Raw genomic sequence first — 21,323 nt, 5'->3', positions numbered from 1 at the left:
GCGGGTGCGGGTGTGGGGTCGCGTGCGGCTCTGCCCGGTGCGGCCGGGAGTGAGTCGGACGGCCTGGGTCCGGCCTCCGGCCGGGGGGTTCCCACCCGCACCGCCCGTGCAGGAGGTGGGGAAGGTGCGGGTTCCCCTGTGGGGGGTAGCTCGCCGTCGGCGGCTGCGGGTTCTGCCACGACCGGCTTCGCCGGCGCGGACGGCTCGGCCGTTCCGGCTCAGGCCGGTGCTGATCGCGCCGCGAAGGGGTCGGTTGACGCCGACTCCGATCGGCCTTCAGGACCCGGGATCGTTCCGGGTCGTGAACAGCCGAACCCAGCCGCCCATCCCCGCACCCTGCCCCACTGGGTCTGGGCCCTGCCGCCCGTCCTCGTCCTCGCGCTCGTCTTCCTCTATCCGCTCGCCCTCGTCGTCCAGCAGTCCTTCTCTCCCGACACCGGCGGCACCTCCCTCTCCCCCTACCGCACCGTCTTCGCCTCCGACGCCTTCCGCGACGCCCTCGGCACCACCGTCTGGCTCGCCGTCGGCGCCACCGTCGGGTGTCTCGTCCTCGGGTTCTTTCTCGCCCTCGTCATCTCCTTCGTCCCCTTCCCCGGCGGGAAAGCCGTCGCCAAGTTCATCGACGTCTTCCTCTCCTTTCCCTCCTTCCTCATCACGCTCGCGCTGCTGTTCATCTACGGCACCGTCGGCATGGCCAACGGCGTCTGGACCGGTGCCACCGGTGCCCACAGCGGGCCCTTCCAGTTCCTCACCACCCCCTGGGGCGTGCTCCTCGCGGAGATCACCTACTTCACGCCCTTCGTCATGCGGCCCCTCCTCGCCGCCTTCTCCCAGCTCGACACCTCGCAGCTGGAAGTCGCGTCCTCCCTCGGCGCCGGGCCCGCCCGCATCGTGCGGCGCGTCATCCTGCCCGAGGCGCTGCCCGCCCTCGCCGCCGGCGGCAGCCTCGTCCTCGTCATGTGCCTCAACGAGTTCGGGATCGTCCTCTTCACCGGGGCCAAGGGCGTCAACACCCTCCCGATGCTCGTCTACTCGAAAGCCATCCTCGAGTCCGACTATCCCGCCGCCTGCGTCGTCGCCGTCGTCAACGTCGCGATCTCCGTGGGGCTTTACTCGATCTACCGGGTGGTGAGCCGCCGTGTTGGTGCATAGCCGTACGGGCAAGTGGACGACCTGGGGAGTCTTCGGGCTTCTCTTCGTCCCCCTCTTCGCCCTTCCCCTCCTCGTCATCCTCGCCGCCTCGTTCGCCGGGCACTGGTCCGGGGCCTTTCCCTCCGGGTTCACCGGGGAGCACTACTCCTCCGCCGTACGCGGAGACTCCCTCCAGGCCCTGACCACCAGCCTCGTCACCGCCCTCAGCGCCAGCCTTCTCGCGCTCACCGTCGGGACATGGGCCGCCCTCGCCGCCGCCGCGCTCAAGAAGCGCGGGCGCCGCGTGCTCGACGGGCTGTTCATGCTGCCCGTCGCCGTGCCGTCCGTCGTCGTCGGGCTCTCCGTGCTGGTCGCCTTCAGCAAGCCGCCCGTCATCCTCAACGGCACCTCCACCATCGTCATCCTCGCGCACACCATTCTTGTCACGGCGTTCGCCTACCAGTCGGTTTCGGCCGCCATCCTGCGTCTGGATCCGATGTACGAGCAGGCCGCGGCCTCCCTCGGGGCCAGGCCCTCGTACGTCCTGTGGCGCGTGAAGCTACCGCTTCTCCTGCCCTCCCTCACGGCGGCCGCCGGGCTCTGCTTCGCCCTGTCCATGGGCGAGTTGAGCGCCACGATGATGCTCTACCCGCCGGACTGGACACCTCTTCCGGTCCAGATCTTCGCGGCCACCGACCGCGGATCCCTCTTCACCGGTGCGGCCGTCGCGGTGGTCCTCATGGGGGCGACGCTCCTCGTGCTGTTCGCCGTCTCCCGGATCCGTAACCGCGCTTCCTTCCGCTGACCAGACAACAACTTCAGGAGAAGAACCACGCCATGCGCAGCAACCACATCAGGCCGATCGCCGCCCTCGCCGGCTCCCTCGTCCTCGCCGGCTCCCTCACCGCCTGCGGCGGCTCCGCCGGTGCCTCCGATGCCAAGGAAGTCACCGTCTACAGCGCCGACGGCCTCAAGGGCGAGAACAACGACGGCTGGTACGACCAGGTGTTCAAGGACTTCACCGCCAAGACCGGCATCAAGGTCAAGTACGTCGAGGGCGGCTCCGGCGAGATGGTGCAGCGCGCCGTCCGCGAGAAGTCCAACACCCAGGCAGACGTCATCGTCACCCTCCCGCCCTTCATTCAGCAGGCCGACGAGAAGGGGCTGTTGCAGGCCTACAAGCCCGCCGGCTCCGAGAACGTCGACGCCGCCAGCAAGGCCGCCGACGGCAAGTGGACCTCCGTCGTCAACAACTACTTCGGCTTCATCTACAACAAGAAGGAGCTGAAGACCGCCCCCACCACCTGGGACGAGCTGACCGGCCCGACGTACAAGAACAAGCTCCAGTACTCCACCCCCGGCGTCGCGGGCGACGGCACCGCCGTCCTCATCAAGGCCATGCACGACTTCGGTGGGAAGGACGCCGCCCTGACCTACCTGGGCAAGCTCCAGTCCAACAACGTCGGCCCCTCCGCCTCCACCGGCAAGCTCGCCCCCAAGGTCGACAAGGGCGAGATCCTCGTCGCCAACGGTGACGTGCAGATGAACTTCGCCCAGCAGAAGACCATGCCGAACCTCGGCATCTGGTTCCCGGCCAAGGCGGGCGGCAAGCCCACCACCTTCGCCCTCCCGTACGCCGCCGGCCTCGTCAACAAGGCCCCGCACACCGCCAACGGCAAGAAACTCCTCGACTTCATGCTCTCCGCCGAGGCCCAGAAGCAGGTCAGCTCCATAGGCGGCGGCTTCACCTCCCGTACGGACGTGAAGGCCACCGACGCCAACGCGACCGCGCTCACCCAGCTGATGAGCGGCGTCGAGATCTTCCAGCCCGACTGGGCCGACATCTCCAAGAACCTCTCCTCGTACGTCGACGGATGGAAGTCCGCCACGCACAGCTAATCCAAGGTTCACCGCACGCTCTCTGGCGCGCGGCGATCTGTCGCGGAAAGATAACGGGTCTAGTCCCAGGCTCACCCAACACCCCGTGCACGAAGGGGTGTTGGGTGGGCCTCCCCCCACTCCCCACCCGGAGGACGACACCGTGTCTGCCCGCCTGTCCCGCCGCTCCCTCCTCGTCGGTGCCGCCGCCCTCGCCGCGGCCGCCGGCCCCCTCGCCTCCGTCGCGCGCGCCGCCGCCAAGACCCCCAAGGTCCTGGTCATCGGCCTCGACGGCACCCTGCTGAAGAGAATCAAGGACGCCGACGCCCCCCACCTCGACGCCCTGATGGCCGGCGGCCTCACCGCCGCCAGTTCGCTCTACGCCAACCCCCTCGCCCCCACCCTCTCCGGGCCGGGCTGGTCGACGATCATCACCGGGGTCTGGCCGGACAAGCACAACGTCAAGGACAACAACTTCACCGGCTCCAACTTCACCCAGTACCCCGACTTCCTGACCCGCATCGAGACCGCCAAGCCCTCCCTCGGCACGTACGCGATAGCCTCCTGGAACCCGATCACCACCACCGTCTTCTCCGCGAAGGTCGACACCCGCGTCAACACCCCCAGCGCCGAGTACGACACCGGGACCACGTCCCGCCTCGTCACCCAGCTCGCCTCCGGCTCCGCCGCCGCGCACTTCGTGCAGCTCGACGGCGTCGACGAGGCCGGGCACGAGCACGGTGCCGCCAGCCAGCAGTACCTCGACGCGATCCATGCCGTGGACGGGTCCGTCGGGCAGTTCGTGGCCGCCGTCAAGTCCCGTGCCTCGTACGCAAATGAGGACTGGCTCCTCCTCGTCACCGCCGACCACGGCCACACCGACCCGGGCGGCCACGGCGGCTCCACCTGGCAGGAGCGCCAGACCTTCCTCATCGCCAACGGGGCCGGAATCAGCGCCGGTTCGACCCGCTACGACATCAAGATGCCCGACGTCGCCGCCTCCGCCCTCGCCCACCTCGGCATCGCGATCGACCCTGCGTGGGGTCTCGACGGCCGTCCTCTCCAGCAGCCCACGCCCGACGCGTTCGACGCGCTGCGCCCCCAACTCCAGGCCCCCGTCGACGAGTCGGGCATCGGCGCCGGAGTCATCGGCTTCACCCACACCCCGCCCTCGGGGTGGTCCGTCGACAACACGAAGATGGGCACGGGCGGCGTGACCGAGTGGCGCGGCTGGTCCTTCACCACCGACGAGTTCTGGACCAAGGCCGAGCGCGACCAGCAGCGCGAGTCCAACATCCGGGCCCGCAACGTCTTCGCCGTGGCCGACGGCGACGAGTGGTCCGACAAGACCTTCTCCGGGTCCTTCGACTCGACCCTGATCAGCCCCGCCTTCCCGGTCACCGCCGGGCGCGCGGCCACCCTCACGTACACGACCTTCTACCGCCAGGAGGCCCCGCAGAAGGGCGAGGTCCTCGTCTCGTACGGCGGCGGGACCCCGGTCGGCGTCAAGACGTACACGGCGGACACCTCGTCCCGCACCGAGACCATCACCCTGCAGGTCCCGGCCGGTGCCACCACCGCCCAGGTCCGTTTCCGCTACACCGGCGGCAACAACTGGTACTGGGTGATCGACGGGGTCAAGATCACCGCTTCTTGATTAGGCTGGGGGCGTCGGGGGGCACAGAGCGGTGCGACCGGCGTCCCCAGCTCAAGAAGCACACCGCGTACGGCAGGAGTCCCACCCCATGGCAGAGCGCAAGCCGATCGAATCCTGGCTCACCGACATGGACGGTGTCCTCATCCACGAGGGCACCCCCATCCCCGGCGCCGACGCCTTCATCAAGCGGCTGCGTGACTCCGGGAAGCCCTTCCTGGTCCTCACCAACAACTCGATCTACACCGCCCGTGACCTGCACGCCCGCCTCAACCGGATGGGCCTGGACGTCCCCGTCGAGAACATCTGGACCTCCGCGCTCGCCACCGCGAAGTTCGTGGAGGCCCAGAACCCGGGCGGCACCGCGTACGTCATCGGCGAGGCCGGTCTCACCACCGCCCTGCACGACGCCGGGTACATCCTCACCGACCACGACCCGGACTTCGTGATCCTCGGCGAGACGCGGACGTACTCCTTCGAGGCCATGACCAAGGCCGTACGGCTGATCAACGGCGGCGCCCGCTTCATCTGCACCAACCCCGACGAGACCGGCCCCTCCGCCGAGGGCCCGCTGCCCGCCACCGGGTCGGTCGCCGCGCTGATCACCAAGGCCACCGGCAAGGACCCGTACTTCGTGGGCAAGCCGAACCCGCTGATGATGCGCACCGGCCTGAACGCGATCGGCGCACACTCCGAGTCCAGCGCGATGATCGGCGACCGCATGGACACCGACGTGCTGGCCGGACTGGAGGCCGGGATGGAGACGTTCCTGGTGCTCACCGGGCTCACGGGGACGGCCGACCTCGACCGCTACCCGTTCCGGCCGACACACGTCCGCGACTCGATCGCGGACCTGGTCGACCTGATCTGACCTCCGGTTCTCGCCCGAACGGCCCAGTGGGGATGCGGGCACGGCCTTAGCACGTGAGCCTTCGAAGTACCAGGAGGTTCACCATGCGTATATCCCGTGTCACATTCTGTGCCGTCGCCCTCACGGCGACGGCACTGCTGCCCGTGACCACTGCCAGTGCCGAATCCGAGTCGACCGGCTCCGTCACCGTCACCCCGTCCGTCATCGCACCCGGCGGGGTCGTGGACCTCCGGGTGAGTGTCTGCAGCGGCGAGGCGGCGGTCGGGTCCTCGGACGCGTTCGTCTCGGAGGCGCAGTTCGCGCCGGCCGCGGACGGCGGGCTCTTCGCCGAGATGAAGATCCGCTCCGACGCCTCGGCCCGCGAGTACCCGATCCAGGTCAAGTGCCAGGACAGCTCCGGCAACGCCACCGGCACCGTCACCGTCGTCCGCTCCAGCGCCACCCCCGTGGCCCCCGTCCACGCGGGCGGCGGCGGTACGGCGCTGCTCGCGTCCGACGGCGCCCAGGAGGAAGGCCCCGGCACCCGGCACGCGCTGATCGGGCTCGGCCTCGCCGGAATCGCGGCCGTTGCGGTCGCCGGGCGGAGTGTGCGCCGCCGCCGGCAAGGCATGAAGTGACATGTCCGACTCCCGTTCGTCGGGTACGGGCAGGCTGCTGACCGGGGTCGCCTGGGCGGTCCTGCTCCTCGGGCTGTGGCTCTGGGGCAAGAACATCGGCGACGGCACGGGCAGCGGGAGCTCGGCCCCCACCACGGGTGACGTGGCGGCGGTCGGGCGCCCGCTGGACGTACCGCTGCCGCCGGCGCACGAGCCCGTGCAGGGCACGAAGCCGGAGCGGGTCGACATCCCCTCGGTGGGCATCACCGCACCGGTGATGGCCCGCGGCCTCGACGCGGACGGCGGGGTCGACCCGCCGCCGTTCGCGGCACCCGGCACGGTCGGCTGGTACGACGAGGGCACCAGGCCGGGGGCCTCCGGGCCCGCGCTGCTGGTCGGTCATGTCGACACCAGGGACAAGAAGGCCGTCTTCTACGGACTGAGCGCGGCCCGCCCCGGCGAGAAGGTCAGGGTGACGGGGATCGACGGCTCGGTCTCCGAATTCACCATCGACGACGTACAGGTCGTGCAGCGCGACCACTTCGATCCGCAGAAGGTGTACGGGGCGCACCAGCGCGGGCGGGCGGAGCTGCGGCTGATCACCTGCGGCGGTTCCTACGACAGGGAGGCCGAGGCGTACTCGGCGAACGTGGTCGTCTCCGCGTATCTGACGGACGTGCCGAAGGCATCGTGACGGGGTGGCGGTGTGACGCGCGTAAACGCAGCCCGGCCGACGTACTGCTCCCCCCGGGAGTCGCCGGCCGGGCTGGTCCTCGACCGCGGGCGCACGGACTGCGGGAGGAGTCCGGCACCGACGCGGGAGGTGTGTGGAAGACCAGTGGCATATCTGGCAGGCCAGGGACCGGGGCCACTCAGACACTGTAGGACGTTCAACTGCCGTGGCCTAGAGGCTTTTTGACGCCATGTCGTGAATCTGTCGCTGTGCGTGGCGGCGCGGCTCCCCGTAACAGGTCATACACGAAGAAGCGGGACCTCGTTGGCGGCAGGGCCCGTGTGTCACAGTGGAAGGGACGGCGTGTGCCGGTAGTACACCCAAGGGGGAGTGGATGTACGGCAGTTGTGCGCGGAGGGCCGCGGTGGGGGCTGCGGGGGCGGTGGTGCTGCTGGTGTCGGGGTGTTCCTCGTCGGGCGGCGGTGGATCCAAGGACGGCGCGAGCCCGTCGGCGGTGACGCAGCAGCCGAAGGGGGACGACCCGTACTGGGTGAATCCGGACGGGAACGCGGCCCAGCAGGTCGCCGCGTACACGAAGAGCGGGGATGCGGAGAACGCGGGCCTGATCCGGAAGATCGCCTCGCAGCCGACCGGCGAATGGATCGGCCCCGACAACCCGCAGGCCGAGGCGGAGGGCTTCACGGAGGCGGCACAGAAGGCCGACCGGGACGCACTGCTGGTGCTCTACAACATCCCGCACCGCGACTGCGGCCAGCACTCGGCGGGCGGGGCGGCCGACGGGAACGCGTACCGGGCGTGGGTGGACAAGGTGGCGCAGGGGATCGCGGACCGGCGCGCGACGGTGATCCTGGAGCCGGACGCGGTCCTGCACATGGTGAACGAGTGCACGCCGGAGGAGTTCCACGAGGAGCGGTACGACCTGCTGAAGGACGCCGTCGAGCGGCTGAAGCGGCAGCCGGGGGTCAAGGTCTATCTGGACGCGGGGAACGCGGGCTGGCAGAAGCCGGATGCACTGTTCCAGCCGCTGCAGCGGGCGGGGATCGGGGAGGCGGACGGGTTCGCGGTGAACGTGTCCAACTTCCAGACGACGGCGGCCAGTACGGAGTTCGGGAAGGCGCTGTCCGAGAAGGTGGGCGGCAAGCATTTTGTGATCGACACGAGCCGGAACGGGAACGGTCCGTACACGGGCGGCGACCCGGCGGAGAACTGGTGCAACCCGCCGGGGCGGGCGCTGGGGGAGACGCCGTCCACGGAGACGGGGGAGGCGCTGGTGGACGCGTATGTGTGGGTGAAGCGGCCCGGGGAGTCGGACGGGGACTGCCGGGGCGGGCCCAAGGCGGGGGACTGGTGGGCGGATTACGCGCTGGGGCTGGCCCGCAACACGAAGTAGGGGGCGGGGGAGGTGCGGCTCCTCCGGGGCGAAGCTCCTCCTGGGGCTCCGCCCCAGACCCCGCCTGGTTTTGCGCCTAAACCGGCGCCGCTCTCGCGGAGGTGGTTGGCGTGGGTGTGGGTTGCTCAATGGCCGCTTGCGGTCCGTTTGGATGCGACACCGGAAAGCCCACATCAGGCAAATCAAGCCCGTCCGGCGATTGAGGACAAGCGGCCGAAGGTCGCTTACGGCACCCGCACCCACTGCGCCTTCGACGGCGTGCCCTGATCGTCCGTCACGAACAGCATGTACCACCCCGGTTGGACCAGATTCCGATTCGCGGGCAGCGTCACCCGCACACCCCCCGCCACCTTCCCCACCGTCAGCGCGATCGACGTCTGGTCGATGTCCGTCACATGCGTCGACGCACTCGGCTTGATCAGCCGCGCCGTGCGAATCGCGTCGCCGTGGCCCGTCTTGAACACCCCGCTCGCCCCCCGCGCGATCGACTCCGGCCCCGCCCCCAGCTCCGGCCGCCCGTCCCGGTACAGATACGGCGGCGTGTAGATCTCGATGCGCTGCTCGAAGACGCCCGGCTTCGTGTTGTCCTTGTCGGAGTACAGCGAGTCGCCGCCGAACGTCAGCACCCGCCCGTCCGGCAGCAGGATCGAGCCCGAGTGGTAGTTCCGGCCCACCTCGGGGTCGGCAACTCGCCGCATCTGACCCGTCGTTGCGTCGTACAGCCTCGCCTCCAGGATGTTGGACCCGCCCCGGCCCCGGTAGTCCTTCGAGCCGCCCGTGATCAGTACTGAGTCGTCGGGGAGGATCGACGATTCCGGATAGCGCGTGCCCTCGTCGAGCGACGGGCCGTCCTTGAACGCCGGGTTCGGCACCGACAGGTCGACGATCCGCGTCTTGTTCGACGACGCCGACGACTCGCCCACCCCGCCCCCGCCCAGCACCATGAACTTCTCGCTCTGCGACGGCGGCAGCCGCACCGTGCCCGCCGTCTCCATGTCGGACGCGTCGCTCAGGCCGGGCAGCTTCACGAAGCTGTTCGTGTCGACGTCCCAGACCCCCGGGTCACGGCCCACATTGTCCGGCCCGTACCCCGCGTTCGCGCCCGAGTAGAAGAGCTTCCCGTCCTGGAGCAGGAAGACCGCCGGGTACGTGGGGAACTGGCGGATCCCCTTCGTGTACGTCCACTTCTTCGTCGCCGGGTCGTACACCTCGTTCTTCCCCGGCACCAGCTGCCCGATCTCGTCGAGACCCGACAGCGCGAGAATCTTCCCCGACGAGAGCGTGGTGAGCGTCGGGTACCAGCGCGCCTCGTTCATCGGGTCGACGGTGATGTACCGCTCCGCCTTCGCGTCGAACTCGTACGCCTCCCGGATCCCCTGGAAGTCCTTCTTGTCGAGGGCGAGCTTCTGGGCCATTCCGTATACGTTCTGGGCATCCGTCCCGGTGAGGCCCGCAACGCGGTAGTTGTCCTGCGTCCCCGTCTCGTGCTTCTGCCCGGACAGCGGCGCCTCGACGTAGATCCGCCCCAGCCCCGGGTCGTTGCGCAGGAACTTGCCGGTCTTCTTGTCGAAGACCTTCGTGGCCCGCGGGACCAGCACCGGGTCCTTCGAGACGAAGGTCTTCCCGTTCTGCTTGCCCGTGAATTTGGTGCCCGCGGGCAGCGTGATCGGCTTGTCCGGGTCCTCGTTGTGGACGATCATCAGGCCGCCGGCCTTGGTGACGTCGCCCTTGAGCTTCTCGTACCGCTTCGTGCCGCCCGCGATCAGCAGGTCCCCGTTGGGCAGTTGGGTGTGGCCCGAGCAGAACAGGTCCTTCGGCGTCGGGATGTTCTTGAAGGTGTCGTCCGCCGGGTCGTAGAGGACCGACCGGAAGCTCTTCGCGTCGAAGTTCTTCTGGTTGTTGCCGGAGCCGGCGACCAGCAGGATCTTGCCGGTGTGGAGCAGCGCCGCGTGGATCGTGTTGATCTTGTACTCGGACGGGACGTTCAGCGTCGCCCAGTGCCCGTTGTCCGCCTTGTACTCCGGCTTGTTGATCGAGTACGTGTGGTACTTGTCCGACCCGACCCGGTACAGCCACGGCCCGTTCGCTCCCGCCAGCGCGAGGACCACTGCCGTCGTGATCGCCAGCCGGCGGGTGCGGCGGCTAGGACGGTAGTTCATTTGTTGCGTCCCCCGAGTGCGATCTGCATGGTCTGGTCACCGGCCGCCCAGGTGGGCTTCTGCTGCGGCGCGTGACCGTGTGCGGGCGGCGGCGGGCCCTGCGGCGGCTGCGGGTCCCGCGGCTGCGAGGCCGCCTTCTTCTTGTCCTGGCGCATGGTCCAGCGCCAGATCAAGATCGGCGACGCGGTCATCAGCAGGGCGAGCGAGGCCCAGGTGAGCATCGCGGGATGGCTGTGCCCGAAGACGAAGGACGCCCCGAGGGAGCCGCCGAAGACCAGGATGAAGAAGAGGTGGATGCGGAAGGTGCCGAAGAGGGTGTCCGGGCTCGACGAGTCGCCCTTCGGGGTCACCACGAACTTGCTCTTGCGGCGCAGCACCGCGTCGAAGAGCGAGCGCGCGTACACGGGCGCCGACAGCGCGGACATCACCATTCCGGCCAGACCGCCGGAGCCCTCGGGCTCGTGCGGGGAGACGTTGTGGCGGCGGTTCCAGATGTAGAGGCCGATCTGGAGGGCCGAGGCGTTGCCGTACAGCATCATCCACACCGACGGATCGATCTGTACGCCCGATGCGCCCATGCCCAGGAAGAGGGCACAACTCAGCGCCGCCAGAATCCAGTTGAGCGCCGACATCGGGTAGAAGATGATCATCATCGTGTAGTTGAAGAACTTGCCCGGCGGCAGCGTGCAGAGGCCCTTCCAGTACTGCTTGAGGATCGTCTCGTACGTCCCCCGCGACCAGCGCAGCTGCTGCGTGAAGAAGTCCGTCCAGGCGGTGGGTCCCTCGCCGACCGCGAGCACGTCGGGGGTGTAGACCGAGCGCCATTTGCGGCCCGTCTCCGGGTTCTTGGCGCGGTGCAGTTCGAAGCCGGTGGCCATGTCCTCGGTGATCGAGTCGTAGAGGCCGCCGATGCCCTTGATCGCCTTGATCCGTACGGCATTCGACGTCCCCACGAACATCGGGGCGCCGTACGCGTTGCCCGCGCGCTGGATCAGCGCGTGGAAGAGGAACTGCTGGGACTCCGCCGCCTTCGTCACGAAGGAGTCGTAGTTGCCGTAGACCTGCGGGCCGATGACGAAGCCGATGTCCGGGTCGCGGAAGTAACCGAGCATCCGCTCCAGGTAGTTGGGCAGCGGTACGTGGTCGGTGTCGACGGAGGCGAAGAAGTCGTAGTCGCCGCCGTGCGCCTGGAGCCAGGCGTTGTAGTTGCCGTGCTTGGTCTTCGCCCGGTGGGGCCCCTTGGGCTGGTTCCACTGGGCCACGCCCTTGCGGGAGAAGTGGTGGACGCCGAGCCGCGCGCAGACCTCCTTCACCGCGGGGTCGTCGCCCTCGTCCAGGAGCCAGACGTGAAGCAGGCCCCGGTGACGGATCTTCACCGCGGCCTCCAGAGTCTTCGTCACCATCTCGAGCGGCTCTTTGCCGGGGACGAAGGAGGTGAGGAAGGCCACCTTGGTGCCGGTCTCGGGCACCACGGGGACCGGGTCTCTCGCCACCAGGGTGGCGTGCGCGTTGGAGAGGACGTTCATGCAGCGGAAGAACTCGATCAGGCCGATCGAGACGAGCATGACGACGTCGAGGACCTTCAGCGTGTCCGACGCGTAGTCGCGCTGGGTCCAGTGCTCGGGCTGCATCAGCCACGCCAGTAGACCCAGGGAGAGCAGCGGGGCGGCGCCCAGGAGCAGGGCCGCGCGGAAGCGGTGCGGTTCCTGCGAGAGCAGGGTGCGGTACTGCACGGTGTACGGCCGGGTCGGGTCGGGCTGGGTCAGCGGGCCCGCGAGCCGGCTGTAGTGCTCGTAGTCGTAGCGAGGCAGTGCCTTGGCGGGCCGGGGACTCCGTCCGGCGGTCCGCAGCTGCTGAGGCACCCGCAACTGGGTGGTCTGGGACGGGTCTTCGCCCCGTCGGGCGCCAGTAGGCGTCGACGTCATGAGTCATCCCCCCGCACGCAAGCTGGCTGCGTGTTTGGTCGGTTCACTTCCGCACGGGTTGATCCCCCTCGACCTTCCCGAGCGCAATCACTGGTCTCTGGCTGCCTTTTGTACAGACGCGGGAAGAGCATCTTCCGGTTGCTTGATACCCACCTGCACATCTGTTCACCTACGGGGGTCCCTAGTCCCCGTACAGCCCTCCAGTACCTTCCAACTCCTTTACGTTTGTGCCCCATTGAGGCCATTGGCTCCAGGTCAGATTGTCCGACCTGTGGCTTGAACGCAAGGGTGAAACGCACTGTTTACCGGTCGTGCGCGCGATGTGAGAGGCCTTTGTGGTGGTCGTGTGAAGGGGCTGGGGCGGGTGGGGTGAAACCGTTGCTTTGGTGATCGCGCGGCGGGTATTCAGCCACCTCTCAGAAAGGTTCGGCATGATGCGGGGGTGACCCATCGGATGCTGATCGCGGTGTTCCTGCTCACCGCCTCGCTGCTGGCCGGCCCCGTGCGCCCGGCCGCGGCCGCCGCGCCCGGCGTCTCGCACACGGTGTGGAGCGTGGCCTCCACTGCCCCGGTCGGCGCCCTCTTCAACGGTTCGCCGGCGGACGACGACCACAGCTGTACGGCGAGCGTGGTGAGCAGCGAGGGCCGCGACCTGCTGGTGACGGCGGCGCACTGCCTGGACGGCGGCACGGACGGTCTCGTCTTCGTCCCCGGCTACCACGACGGCGAGGAGCCGTACGGGGAGTGGAAGGTCACCGGGTCGGTCACCGCCTCGCGGTGGACCGACGACACGGACCAGGACGCGGACGTGGCCTTCGCGACGGTCGCGCCGAACGACGGCGAGCGGATCCAGGACGTGGTCGGCGCGTACACCCTGGGCGTCGACGGGGTCTTTGGCAGCGCGGTGACGGTGACCGGGTATCCGGCCGACTCCGAGACGCCGATCACCTGCACCAACGCGGCGGGCAGGTACACCGACCGGCAGTGGGTCATCGACTGCCCCGGCTACAGCGGCGGGACCAGCGGAAGCCCGTGGGTCACGGAGCGCGGCACGGTGATCGGCGTCATCGGCGGGTTCGAGCGCGGCGGCGACACGGACGACATCTCCTACAGCGTGCGCTTCGACGCCGACACCGAGGCGCTCTTCCAGCGGGCCGACAGCTGATACGGAAACGACTGAAGCCCCACCAGCAGTGCTGGTGGGGCTTCAGGTGCCGGTGCGCCGTCAGGGACTCGAACCCCGGACCCGCTGATTAAGAGTCAGCTGCTCTAACCAACTGAGCTAACGGCGCCTGCTGACCTGGAGAACTTTACCGGACGGAGAGCCGTGCTCCGCACCGCGCCGTGCGCTCGAAGGTTCGATTTGTCATAGTTTCCTCCTTTTCATCCGTCAAAGTGCGATATGCGGCGACAATTGAGAAGCTGACGCTCGTGAAGTTACGAGTCGTCAAGGCGGAGGGGACGCACATGATGCTGCCGGTCTTCGAGGAGTACGAACCCGACCACGACTGCGGCTGCGAGGGCTGCATCCAGCAGCGCAGGTCCCTGCGCAACGGAGACCACCCCTCGGCGCACGGCGCCCGCCGCGCGCTGGTCCTGGTCACCGCGGCCGGTGTCGTGCTCGGCGGCGCGAGCGTCGCCCAGGCGGCGACCGCCCGCACCTCCCCGTCCGCCTCCCAGCCCGACAGCCCCCAGGCCGCCGTCGCCCCGCACGCCGCCGGCGCCGCCCGCAAGCTGCCCGCCACCACCCGGGCCGACATCCTCAGCAGGGCGCAGCTGTGGGTGAGCGCCCAGGTCCCGTACAGCATGGACAAGTACTGGTCGGACGGGTACCGCCAGGACTGCTCGGGCTTCGTCTCGATGGCCTGGAACCTCGACGGCAGCGAGTGGACGGGCAGCCTGGCCGAGTACGGGACCCGCATAGCCGCATCGGATCTCCAGCCCGGCGACATCCTGCTCTTCCACAACCCGGCCAACCCGACCAAGGGCTCGCACGTGACGATCTTCGGAGGGTGGGCGGACGCCGCGCACTCCTCGTACGTCGCGTACGAGCAGACGCGGCCGCACGCCCGCAAGCAGGTCACGCCGTACGCGTACTGGAGCAACTCCAGCCGCTACGTCGCCTACCGCTACAAGGGACTGATCGGCGGGAGCACGGGCGGCGGCTCGGGGACCTCGACCCGTTTCCCCGGGGCGAAGTCCTTCGGCCCGGGCGCCAAGAACGCCTACGTCACCCAGCTCGGCCGGATGCTCGTCGCGCGCGGCGGCTCCCGCTTCTACAAGACGGGTCCCGGACCGAGCTGGGGCAACGCCGACAAGCTCGCCACCCAGGCCTTCCAGAAGGCGCAGGGGTGGAAGGGCTCGGCGGCCGACGGGCTGCCGGGGCCCACGACGTGGTCGCTGCTGGTCAGCGGCGGCGGGAGGAGCATTCCGAAGGCGGGTGCGGGCGGCAGCACCGGGAGCGGGGCGGGTGCGGGTGCGGGTGCGGTCAAGGCCTTCCCGGGCAAGGGCTATTTCCGGCCGGGGCAGTCCAACGCCTATGTCACGGCGCTCGGCAGGCAGCTGGTGAAGAAGGGCTTCGGCAAGAACTACACCTCGGGACCGGGACCGAGCTGGTCCGAGGCGGACCGGCGCAACGTCGAGGCGTTCCAGCGCGCGCAGGGCTGGCGCGGCGGAGCGGCAGACGGCTACCCCGGCCCCGAGACCTGGCGGCGGTTGTTCGCATGACGGAGGCAACGATGCAATCCCCCGAGCCCGCACGACGGACTTCGGTCATTCTCAACGAGTCCACGACCGAGATCCCGGTGCATCTGCTCTTCCGGGACGACCCCGAGCCGGGCGCGGAGGGCACGAAACCCAAGCCGAAGCCGGTTCGCAGGAACGCCCCGGCCGTACGCCCCCCGGCCCGGCCGGCACCGCCCGCCGACGCCCGGCTCGGCGAGCGGCCCGGGCCCGTCCTGCCGGGCTGGGTCGCGGTGTTCACCGGTGGTGCCGCGCTCGCCGGGATCGTGGCGGCGCTGTGGCGGGCGGGGGTGATCGGGGCGCCGGTGACCGGGGTGCTCGGGCTCGAGTCGTATCCGTACGACGGTCTGGCGATCGGTCAGGCCCTGGCGCTCGCGGTGCTCGTGGCGGTCCTGATCCTCGCGTTCGGCGGGCTCGGGCGCGGGCGGGCCGGGCACGCGTGGGTGCTCACGCTCTTCGGGGACTACCGGGGGAGTGTGCGGCGGACGGGGCTGGTGTGGCTGAGCCCGCTGCTGCTGCGGCGGCGGGTCGACGTACGGCTGCGGCACTGGCGCAGCGAGCCGATGCCCGCGGTGGACGCGCAGGGCACGGCGCTGCAGGTGGTGGTCCTGGTGGTGTGGCGGATCAGGGACACGGCGCGGGCCACGTTCGCGGTCGCCGACCACCAGGCGTATCTGCGCGAGCAGGTCGAGGCGTCGATGGCGCGGGTGCTCTCGCAGCTGCCGGCCGACGCCTTCCACGCGGAGGCCGACGCGCCGACGCTGCGCAACGCCGAGGCGGTGGGCGGTGCGCTGACCCGGCTGCTGAAGGCGGAGGCGGCTCCGGTGGGCATCGACGTCTACTCGGCGCAGCCGACGCGGATCGAGTACGCGCCCGAGGTGGCGGCCGCGATGCAGCGGCGGCGGGTGGCCGCGATCGACGCCAAGCACCGGGACACCGTGCTGACCTCGGTCGTGGACGCGGTCGACGACACGGTGACGCGGCTGACGGCGCGGGGGCTCGTCGAACTGGACGACTACGAGCGCAAAGCTCTCGTCAAGGATCTGACGGTGGCGTTCTACACGGGCGGACGGCACGGAGCTTCTTCCTGAGTTCTTCAATTGGTATGGACATGTCTAAGCGGCGTCCATACATTGGGACTTGGTCTAGACCGCATGCACAGCAGAACTCCCCCACGTTCTCTGAGGAGCGGTATGAAGAAGCAACTCGGCGTGGCCGTTGTGGGCCTCGCCGTCGCAGGTGTGTCCCTGCTCGCCACGTCCAGTGCGAGCAGCCACGGCTACACCGATCAGCCCATCAGCCGTCAGAAGCTCTGCGCCAACGGCACCGTGACCAACTGCGGCGCCATCCAGTACGAACCCCAGAGCGTCGAGGCGCCCAAGGGCTTCCCCGGGGCAGGGCCTGCCGACGGATCGATCTGTTCCGGCGCGCACGCCAACTTCTCCGCGCTCGACGGGGCCAAGACCCCGGGCGGCGCGGCGTGGCCCACCACCCATCTGACCGGCGGGCAGGGGTACACCTTCCGCTGGCAGTTCACCGCGCGGCACGCGACGACCGACTTCCGGTACTACATCACCAAGAACGGCTGGGACGACACCAAGCCGCTGACCAGGGCGGCGCTCGATCCGCAGCCGTTCATGACCGTCCCGTACGGGGGTGCGCAGCCACCGGCCACGCTCTCCCAGCAGGGCACGATCCCCACCCAGAAGACGGGGCACCACATCATCCTGTCGGTCTGGAACATCGCCGACACGACCAACGCCTTCTACTCCTGCGCGGACGTGTCTTTCTGACGGTGCGTCAATTACCGTGCTGATCCATGGATTCCATGGGGAGTGCGGGCACCGTAGCGGAACTCGTCGCGCGCCAATGGGGCGACGACAGGGTGGGGCTGAGGGCGGACAGCCTCACTCTGAGCCATCACGACGTGGCGGCGGGCGCGGCGGCGCGGGCGGCGCTGCTGGTGGACCTGCTGCCTCGGGGCGCTCAGCCGCACCTGGGTGTGCTGCTCGACAACACCCCTGAATTTCCCCTGTGGTTGAGCGCCGCGGCCCTCGCGGGGGCCGCCGTCGCCGGCATCAATCCGACCCGGCGCGGGGCGGAGCTGGCGCGGGACATCGTGCACACGGAAGTCCGGGTGCTGGTCACCTCGCGGGAACGGATCGGGCTGCTCGACGGGCTTCAACTGCCCGGCGTACGGATCCTGGTGACCGGGACGGACGCGTACGAGGAGCTGCTGGCTCCCTACGCGGGGGCGCGGCCGGGAGACGCGGTGGCCCGGAAGGTCACGCCCGACAGCCGGATGCTCCTGTACTTCACCTCCGGGTCGACCGGGGCGCCCAAAGCGGCGATCTGCACGCAGGGGCGGCTGGCGGCGGCAGGATATTCGCTGGTCAGGCACTTCGGGGTGACCGGGGACGACGTCCACTATGTGTGCATGCCGATGTTCCACGGGAACGCCGTGATCGCGAACTGGGCGCCCGCCCTGGCGGGAGGGGCGGCGGTCGCCCTGCGGGAGCGGTTCTCGGCGTCGGGGTTTTTGGGTGATGTGAGGAAGTTCGGGGCTACTTACTTCACGTACGTGGGGCGGGCCGTTCAGTATCTGCTGGCCACACCGGAGCGGGACGACGACCGCGAGCACGCGCTGCGGATGGGGTTCGGCACGGAGGCGGGCGCGGTGGACGCGGCCCGCTTCAAGGAGCGGTTCGGGGCGCCGCTGGTGGAGGGGTACGGATCGTCGGAGGGCGGCGCTGCGATCCAGCGGACCGCGGACACGCCGGCGGGCGCGGTGGGGCGGGCGGCGCCCGGGGACCAGCTGGCCGTGGTGGATCCGGAGACGGGGGAGGAGCGGGTCGCGGCGCGGTTCGGGGAGGGTGGGGTGCTGGTCAACGGGGCTGACGCGATAGGGGAGTTGGTGAACCGGGGGCCGAATCCTTTTGAGGGGTACTGGCGGAACGAGGCTGCGGATGCGGCGCGGCGGCGGGGCGGGTGGTACTGGACCGGGGATCTGTTCTTCCGGGACGGGGAGGGGTTTCTCTATTTCGCAGGGCGTACGGACGACCGGCTGCGGGTCGACAGCGAGAACCTGGCGGCGGCGATGATCGAGAACATCCTGGCCAGGTGGGAGGACGCGGCGGGGGTCGCGGTGTACGCGGTGCCGGATCCGGTGGCCGGGGATCAGGTGATGGCGGCGGTGGCGTTGCGGGAGGGGGTGGCGTTCGACGCGGATGGCTTCGCCGAATTCCTGCGGGCACAGGGCGACTTGGGCACGAAGATGGCGCCCCGGTTCGTACGGGTGGTGGCGTCGATGCCGGTGACCGCCACGAACAAGGTGCACCGGGTCGCGCTGCGGGGGGAGGGTTTTTCGGGGTGTGCGGATGAGGTGTGGTGGGCGGAGGGTGGCTCGTACCGGAGGCTGACCCCGGAGGACGTTGCGGTTCTGCGGGAGGAGTACCGCGTGCACGGGCGGGAGGGGTTGCTGGAGGCGGGGAAATCCAGCCCGTCCGGCGCTTGAGGACACGCGGCCGAAGGTCGCGTACCTGGGCGTGGTCGGAATGGGCTAGGCCGTACGAGGGCATCGCACAGGTGGATGATCCGCGCGGCGCGCATGGGTGAATCCGGGCCCGGTGTGACCCGCGCGGACCCCCATCGGTGGCCTGATGGCGGGGTGAAATCCACCCGCGTCCTCCTCGCGCTCGCCGTCGCCGCCTGCGCCCTCGCCGCCGCACCCGCCCATGCGGAGACCGGGCCTCCGTACAAGGAGTACGTGGCCCTCGGGGACTCCTGGTCCGCCGATGTCACCCCGATCGGCATCGACTCCACGTACGCGCCCAGCGGTTGTGCCCAGTCCTCCTGGAACTACCCCAAGCAGGTCGCCAAGGCCCTCGGTGTCCCCGTCTTCCGCGACGCCACCTGCGGCAGCGCCACCACCGTGGAGATGACCAAGGCCCAGGACGTCAACATCGTCCCGGGGCTGGCGTGGGGCACCAACGCCCCCCAGTTCGACCGCCTCACCCCCACCACCGACCTCGTCACCCTCGGCATCGGCGGCAACGACGTCGGTCTGGCCGGTGCGGCCAAGGGGTGCATCAATCTCCTGCCCCAGCTGACCCTCATCCCCGGCGTGCACCTGCCCGCGCCCCTCGGCGGCTCCTGCAAGTCCGGGTGGGTCAAGCCCGACGGCACCGATCTGATGTCCCAGAAGATCAAGGACACCCAGCACCTCGTCGAGGACGCCGTGAAGGGGATCAAGGACAAGGCGCCCCACGCCAGGATCCTCGTCGTCGACTACCTCGCCGGCGTCCCCGTCGACCACGGCTGCTATCCGTACGTCCAGGCCCTCGACGACGACCTGGAGTGGCTCGGCGCCAAGCTGAAGGAGATCGACGCGATGCTGGCCCGGGTCGCCGCCGACACCGACACCACCTTCGTCGACACCTACACCGGCTCCATCGGGCACGACGTCTGCGAGGCCCCCGGCACCAAGTGGGTGGAGGGCGTGATCCCGCTCTCCACCAACCCGCCCGGTCTCGCCATCCCCTTCCACCCGAACCAGCTCGGCGCCAACCACCAGGCCGCCACCGTTCTGGAGACGCTGAAGAAGTAGGCGAGCACGCGGAAGGGCCGGCCGTCGGGGAGACGGCCGGCCCTTTTCGCGTTCGTACGGTGGTTACGCGATCTCTGCAAGTTCCGCCACCGGGGCAGGAGTTGCGGCCGACCGGTTCCGCAGCATCGTCACCGACAGCACCGCCCCCGCCACCAGGACCGCCGCCCCGCCGACCGCCGCGTACTGCATGCCGTGCACGAAGGCCTCCTGGGCCAGGTGCAGCAGACCCGCGTCGCCCGTCGCCGCCGCGCCGCCCAGCGTCTCGCGGGCCGCCGAGGGGGCTGCGGCCGGCATGTCCGAGCGGTAGACCGCCGTGGCGATCGAGCCCAGGACCGCCATGCCCAGCGCCCCGCCGAACTCCTGGCCCGTCTCCAGGAGCGAGGCCGCGGAGCCCGCCTTCTCCACCGGCGCCGTCGACAGCGCCATGTCGGTGACCAGGACCATCACCGCGACGATGCCGCAGCTGATGACGGCCGCACCGCAGAGCAGGATGGCGAGGGAGTCCGTGCCGGACAGCATCAGCATTCCGAAGCCGGCCGCGGCGACGAGGAAGCCGACCGCCATGACGTACGCCCGGTCGAACTTCTGGCCCAGCGCACCGGCCACCGGAGCCGCGATGCCCACCGAGATCGACGGCGCCAGCGACCAGAACGCGGCCTTCATCGTGCTCATGTCGAGGACCAGCTGCAGGTACTGCGTGGTGAAGAGCGCCGACCCCATCATCGCGATCGCCGCGATGGTGTTGAGGCTGATGCCCGCGCCGAAGCGGTGGTCACGGAAGAGCGCCGGGTTGATCATCGCGTGGGGCAGGGTGCGCTGGCGGCGGACGAAGACGTACGCGAGGACCGCGCCGAGGGCGATGAGCAGGGCCATCGGGACGCTGAAGCCGTGCGACGCCATCTCCTTGAGCCCGTAGATGACCGGGAGCACCGCGCCCATGGAGAGCGGGATCGAGAGGAGGTCGAAGCGACCCGGGTTCGGGTCCTTGAACTCGGGGACCAGGACCGGGACCAGGACGAGCAGGAGCAGCATCGCGGGGACGTTGATCAGGAAGACCGAGCCCCACCAGAAGTGCTCCAGCATGATGCCGCTCATCACGGAGCCGAGTGCGATGCCGCCGGCCATGGCGCCCGACCAGATGCCGATCGCCTTGGTGCGCTGCTTCTCGTCGGTGAACATGTTGCGGACCAGCGCCATGGTGGAGGGCATCAGCGTGGCCCCGCCGATGCCGAGCAACGCCCTTGCCGCGATGAGCATTTCGGCGCTCTGTGCGTACGCCGCCCCGACCGAGGCGAGCCCGAAGGCCGCGGCTCCGAAGAGGAGGAGCTTGCGGCGGCCGATGCGGTCGCCGAGCGAACCCATGGTGATGAGGAGCCCGGCGAGCGCGAATCCGTACACATCGAAGATCCACAGCTGCTGGGTGGCGCTGGGGTCGAGTTCGCGGGTGATGGAGGGGGCCGCGAAGTACAGGACGGAGACATCCATCGCGACCAGGAGGAGGGGCAGCAGGAGGACGACGAAGGCGGTCCATTCCTTGCGGCCTGCGGTGGTGCCGGCAGAAGTGCTCGTCGGGTTCGTCATGACAGTGACTGTACGGATGTCATAAACGCTTGTCTAGTACGAGTGTGTAAAACGTTTGTCTGGGGTCCGGGGGTAGGGCTGGGCCTACCCCCGAAG

17 protein-coding genes and 1 tRNA gene are annotated in these 21,323 nt (G+C 69.5%); 14 read left to right on the top strand and 4 right to left on the bottom strand.

Annotated features, from left to right (window positions below):
• The first annotated feature begins 288 nt into the window (after nucleotides 1–288).
• The 8 genes from OG707_RS13230 to OG707_RS13195 all read left to right on the top strand — a co-directional run bounded on the left by OG707_RS13230 (nucleotide 289) and on the right by OG707_RS13195 (nucleotide 8,214).
• Entirely contained in the window at nucleotides 289–1,152 is an 864-nt protein-coding gene (locus OG707_RS13230) for a 2-aminoethylphosphonate ABC transporter permease subunit (RefSeq protein ID WP_329127770.1), read from the top strand.
• Nucleotides 1,139–1,936 (top strand): ABC transporter permease, encoded by a 798-nt coding sequence (locus OG707_RS13225; RefSeq protein WP_329117728.1) that lies wholly within the window; start codon nucleotides 1,139–1,141, stop codon nucleotides 1,934–1,936. Before OG707_RS13230 ends, OG707_RS13225 begins: the two co-directional genes overlap by 14 nt.
• 32 nt (nucleotides 1,937–1,968) lie before the next feature.
• Nucleotides 1,969–3,030: a 2-aminoethylphosphonate ABC transporter substrate-binding protein gene (locus OG707_RS13220; RefSeq protein ID WP_329117726.1), complete on the top strand. Its 1,062-nt coding sequence runs from the start codon at nucleotides 1,969–1,971 to the stop codon at nucleotides 3,028–3,030.
• Between the two features lie 142 nt (nucleotides 3,031–3,172).
• A complete protein-coding gene (locus OG707_RS13215) occupies nucleotides 3,173–4,666 on the top strand; it encodes an alkaline phosphatase family protein (RefSeq protein ID WP_329117724.1) in 1,494 nt (497 codons plus the stop codon).
• An 88-nt stretch (nucleotides 4,667–4,754) separates the two neighbouring features.
• The gene (locus OG707_RS13210) at nucleotides 4,755–5,534 is read left to right on the top strand and encodes an HAD-IIA family hydrolase (protein WP_329117722.1); all 780 of its coding nucleotides are present in this window, start codon (nucleotides 4,755–4,757) and stop codon (nucleotides 5,532–5,534) included.
• Nucleotides 5,535–5,617: 83 nt separating this feature from the next.
• Nucleotides 5,618–6,151, top strand: coding sequence for a hypothetical protein (locus OG707_RS13205; protein WP_329117720.1), 534 nt, complete (start codon nucleotides 5,618–5,620; stop codon nucleotides 6,149–6,151).
• A 1-nt stretch (nucleotide 6,152) separates the two neighbouring features.
• A complete protein-coding gene (locus OG707_RS13200; RefSeq protein ID WP_329117718.1) occupies nucleotides 6,153–6,824 on the top strand; it encodes a class F sortase in 672 nt (223 codons plus the stop codon).
• A gap of 373 nt (nucleotides 6,825–7,197) precedes the next feature.
• A complete protein-coding gene (locus tag OG707_RS13195; RefSeq protein WP_329117716.1) occupies nucleotides 7,198–8,214 on the top strand; it encodes a glycoside hydrolase family 6 protein in 1,017 nt (338 codons plus the stop codon).
• Nucleotides 8,215–8,438: 224 nt separating this feature from the next.
• Here OG707_RS13195 and OG707_RS13190 read toward each other — a convergent pair whose 3' ends face one another.
• Both OG707_RS13190 and OG707_RS13185 read right to left on the bottom strand, forming a co-directional pair.
• Nucleotides 8,439–10,373 carry a kelch motif-containing protein gene (locus OG707_RS13190; RefSeq protein ID WP_329117714.1) on the bottom strand — a complete coding sequence of 645 codons (1,935 nt, stop codon included), beginning with the start codon at nucleotides 10,371–10,373 and terminating at the stop codon, nucleotides 8,439–8,441.
• A complete protein-coding gene (locus OG707_RS13185) occupies nucleotides 10,370–12,298 on the bottom strand; it encodes a glycosyltransferase family 2 protein (protein WP_329117712.1) in 1,929 nt (642 codons plus the stop codon). The genes OG707_RS13190 and OG707_RS13185 overlap by 4 nt, the downstream gene beginning before the upstream one ends.
• 442 nt (nucleotides 12,299–12,740) lie before the next feature.
• On the opposite strand from OG707_RS13185, the gene OG707_RS13180 reads away from it, so the two are divergent.
• Nucleotides 12,741–13,463, top strand: a complete 723-nt coding sequence (locus OG707_RS13180; protein ID WP_329117710.1) for a trypsin-like serine peptidase — start codon at nucleotides 12,741–12,743, stop codon at nucleotides 13,461–13,463.
• A gap of 53 nt (nucleotides 13,464–13,516) precedes the next feature.
• Here the strand turns inward: OG707_RS13180 and OG707_RS13175 are convergent.
• Nucleotides 13,517–13,590, bottom strand: a tRNA-Lys gene (locus OG707_RS13175).
• 175 nt (nucleotides 13,591–13,765) lie between these two features.
• On the opposite strand from OG707_RS13175, the gene OG707_RS13170 reads away from it, so the two are divergent.
• From OG707_RS13170 to OG707_RS13150, 5 genes are all read left to right on the top strand, one after another.
• Nucleotides 13,766–15,025, top strand: a complete 1,260-nt coding sequence (locus tag OG707_RS13170) for a peptidoglycan-binding protein (protein WP_329127768.1) — start codon at nucleotides 13,766–13,768, stop codon at nucleotides 15,023–15,025.
• An 11-nt stretch (nucleotides 15,026–15,036) separates the two neighbouring features.
• Nucleotides 15,037–16,131, top strand: a complete 1,095-nt coding sequence (locus OG707_RS13165) for an SPFH domain-containing protein (protein ID WP_329117707.1) — start codon at nucleotides 15,037–15,039, stop codon at nucleotides 16,129–16,131.
• Between the two features lie 102 nt (nucleotides 16,132–16,233).
• Entirely contained in the window at nucleotides 16,234–16,833 is a 600-nt protein-coding gene (locus OG707_RS13160) for a lytic polysaccharide monooxygenase auxiliary activity family 9 protein (RefSeq protein ID WP_329117705.1), read from the top strand.
• Between the two features lie 35 nt (nucleotides 16,834–16,868).
• The gene (locus OG707_RS13155; RefSeq protein WP_329127766.1) at nucleotides 16,869–18,554 is read left to right on the top strand and encodes an AMP-binding protein; all 1,686 of its coding nucleotides are present in this window, start codon (nucleotides 16,869–16,871) and stop codon (nucleotides 18,552–18,554) included.
• A 153-nt stretch (nucleotides 18,555–18,707) separates the two neighbouring features.
• Nucleotides 18,708–19,646 (top strand): SGNH/GDSL hydrolase family protein, encoded by a 939-nt coding sequence (locus tag OG707_RS13150; RefSeq protein ID WP_329117703.1) that lies wholly within the window; start codon nucleotides 18,708–18,710, stop codon nucleotides 19,644–19,646.
• Nucleotides 19,647–19,709: 63 nt separating this feature from the next.
• Here OG707_RS13150 and OG707_RS13145 read toward each other — a convergent pair whose 3' ends face one another.
• Nucleotides 19,710–21,227, bottom strand: coding sequence for an MFS transporter (locus tag OG707_RS13145; RefSeq protein ID WP_329117701.1), 1,518 nt, complete (start codon nucleotides 21,225–21,227; stop codon nucleotides 19,710–19,712).
• Between the last annotated feature and the right edge of the window lie 96 nt (nucleotides 21,228–21,323).

Source organism: Streptomyces sp. NBC_01465 (assembly GCF_036227325.1).
Lineage (GTDB): Bacteria > Actinomycetota > Actinomycetes > Streptomycetales > Streptomycetaceae > Streptomyces.
This window is presented reverse-complemented; position numbering and strand designations above follow the sequence as displayed.

Bases quoted from the DNA above. Each gene is read 5' to 3' on its own strand.
- OG707_RS13220 (WP_329117726.1), top strand. From the start codon at position 1,969: ATGCGCAGCAACCACATCAGGCCGATCGCCGCCCTCGCCGGCTCCCTC.
- OG707_RS13210 (WP_329117722.1), top strand. From the start codon at position 4,755: ATGGCAGAGCGCAAGCCGATCGAATCCTGGCTCACCGACATGGACGGT.
- OG707_RS13205 (WP_329117720.1), top strand. From the start codon at position 5,618: ATGCGTATATCCCGTGTCACATTCTGTGCCGTCGCCCTCACGGCGACG.
- OG707_RS13200 (WP_329117718.1), top strand. From the start codon at position 6,153: ATGTCCGACTCCCGTTCGTCGGGTACGGGCAGGCTGCTGACCGGGGTC.
- OG707_RS13195 (WP_329117716.1), top strand. From the start codon at position 7,198: ATGTACGGCAGTTGTGCGCGGAGGGCCGCGGTGGGGGCTGCGGGGGCG.
- OG707_RS13190 (WP_329117714.1), bottom strand. From the start codon at position 10,373: ATGAACTACCGTCCTAGCCGCCGCACCCGCCGGCTGGCGATCACGACG.
- OG707_RS13185 (WP_329117712.1), bottom strand. From the start codon at position 12,298: ATGACGTCGACGCCTACTGGCGCCCGACGGGGCGAAGACCCGTCCCAG.
- OG707_RS13170 (WP_329127768.1), top strand. From the start codon at position 13,766: ATGATGCTGCCGGTCTTCGAGGAGTACGAACCCGACCACGACTGCGGC.
- OG707_RS13165 (WP_329117707.1), top strand. From the start codon at position 15,037: ATGCAATCCCCCGAGCCCGCACGACGGACTTCGGTCATTCTCAACGAG.
- OG707_RS13160 (WP_329117705.1), top strand. From the start codon at position 16,234: ATGAAGAAGCAACTCGGCGTGGCCGTTGTGGGCCTCGCCGTCGCAGGT.
- OG707_RS13155 (WP_329127766.1), top strand. From the start codon at position 16,869: ATGGGGAGTGCGGGCACCGTAGCGGAACTCGTCGCGCGCCAATGGGGC.
- OG707_RS13145 (WP_329117701.1), bottom strand. From the start codon at position 21,227: ATGACGAACCCGACGAGCACTTCTGCCGGCACCACCGCAGGCCGCAAG.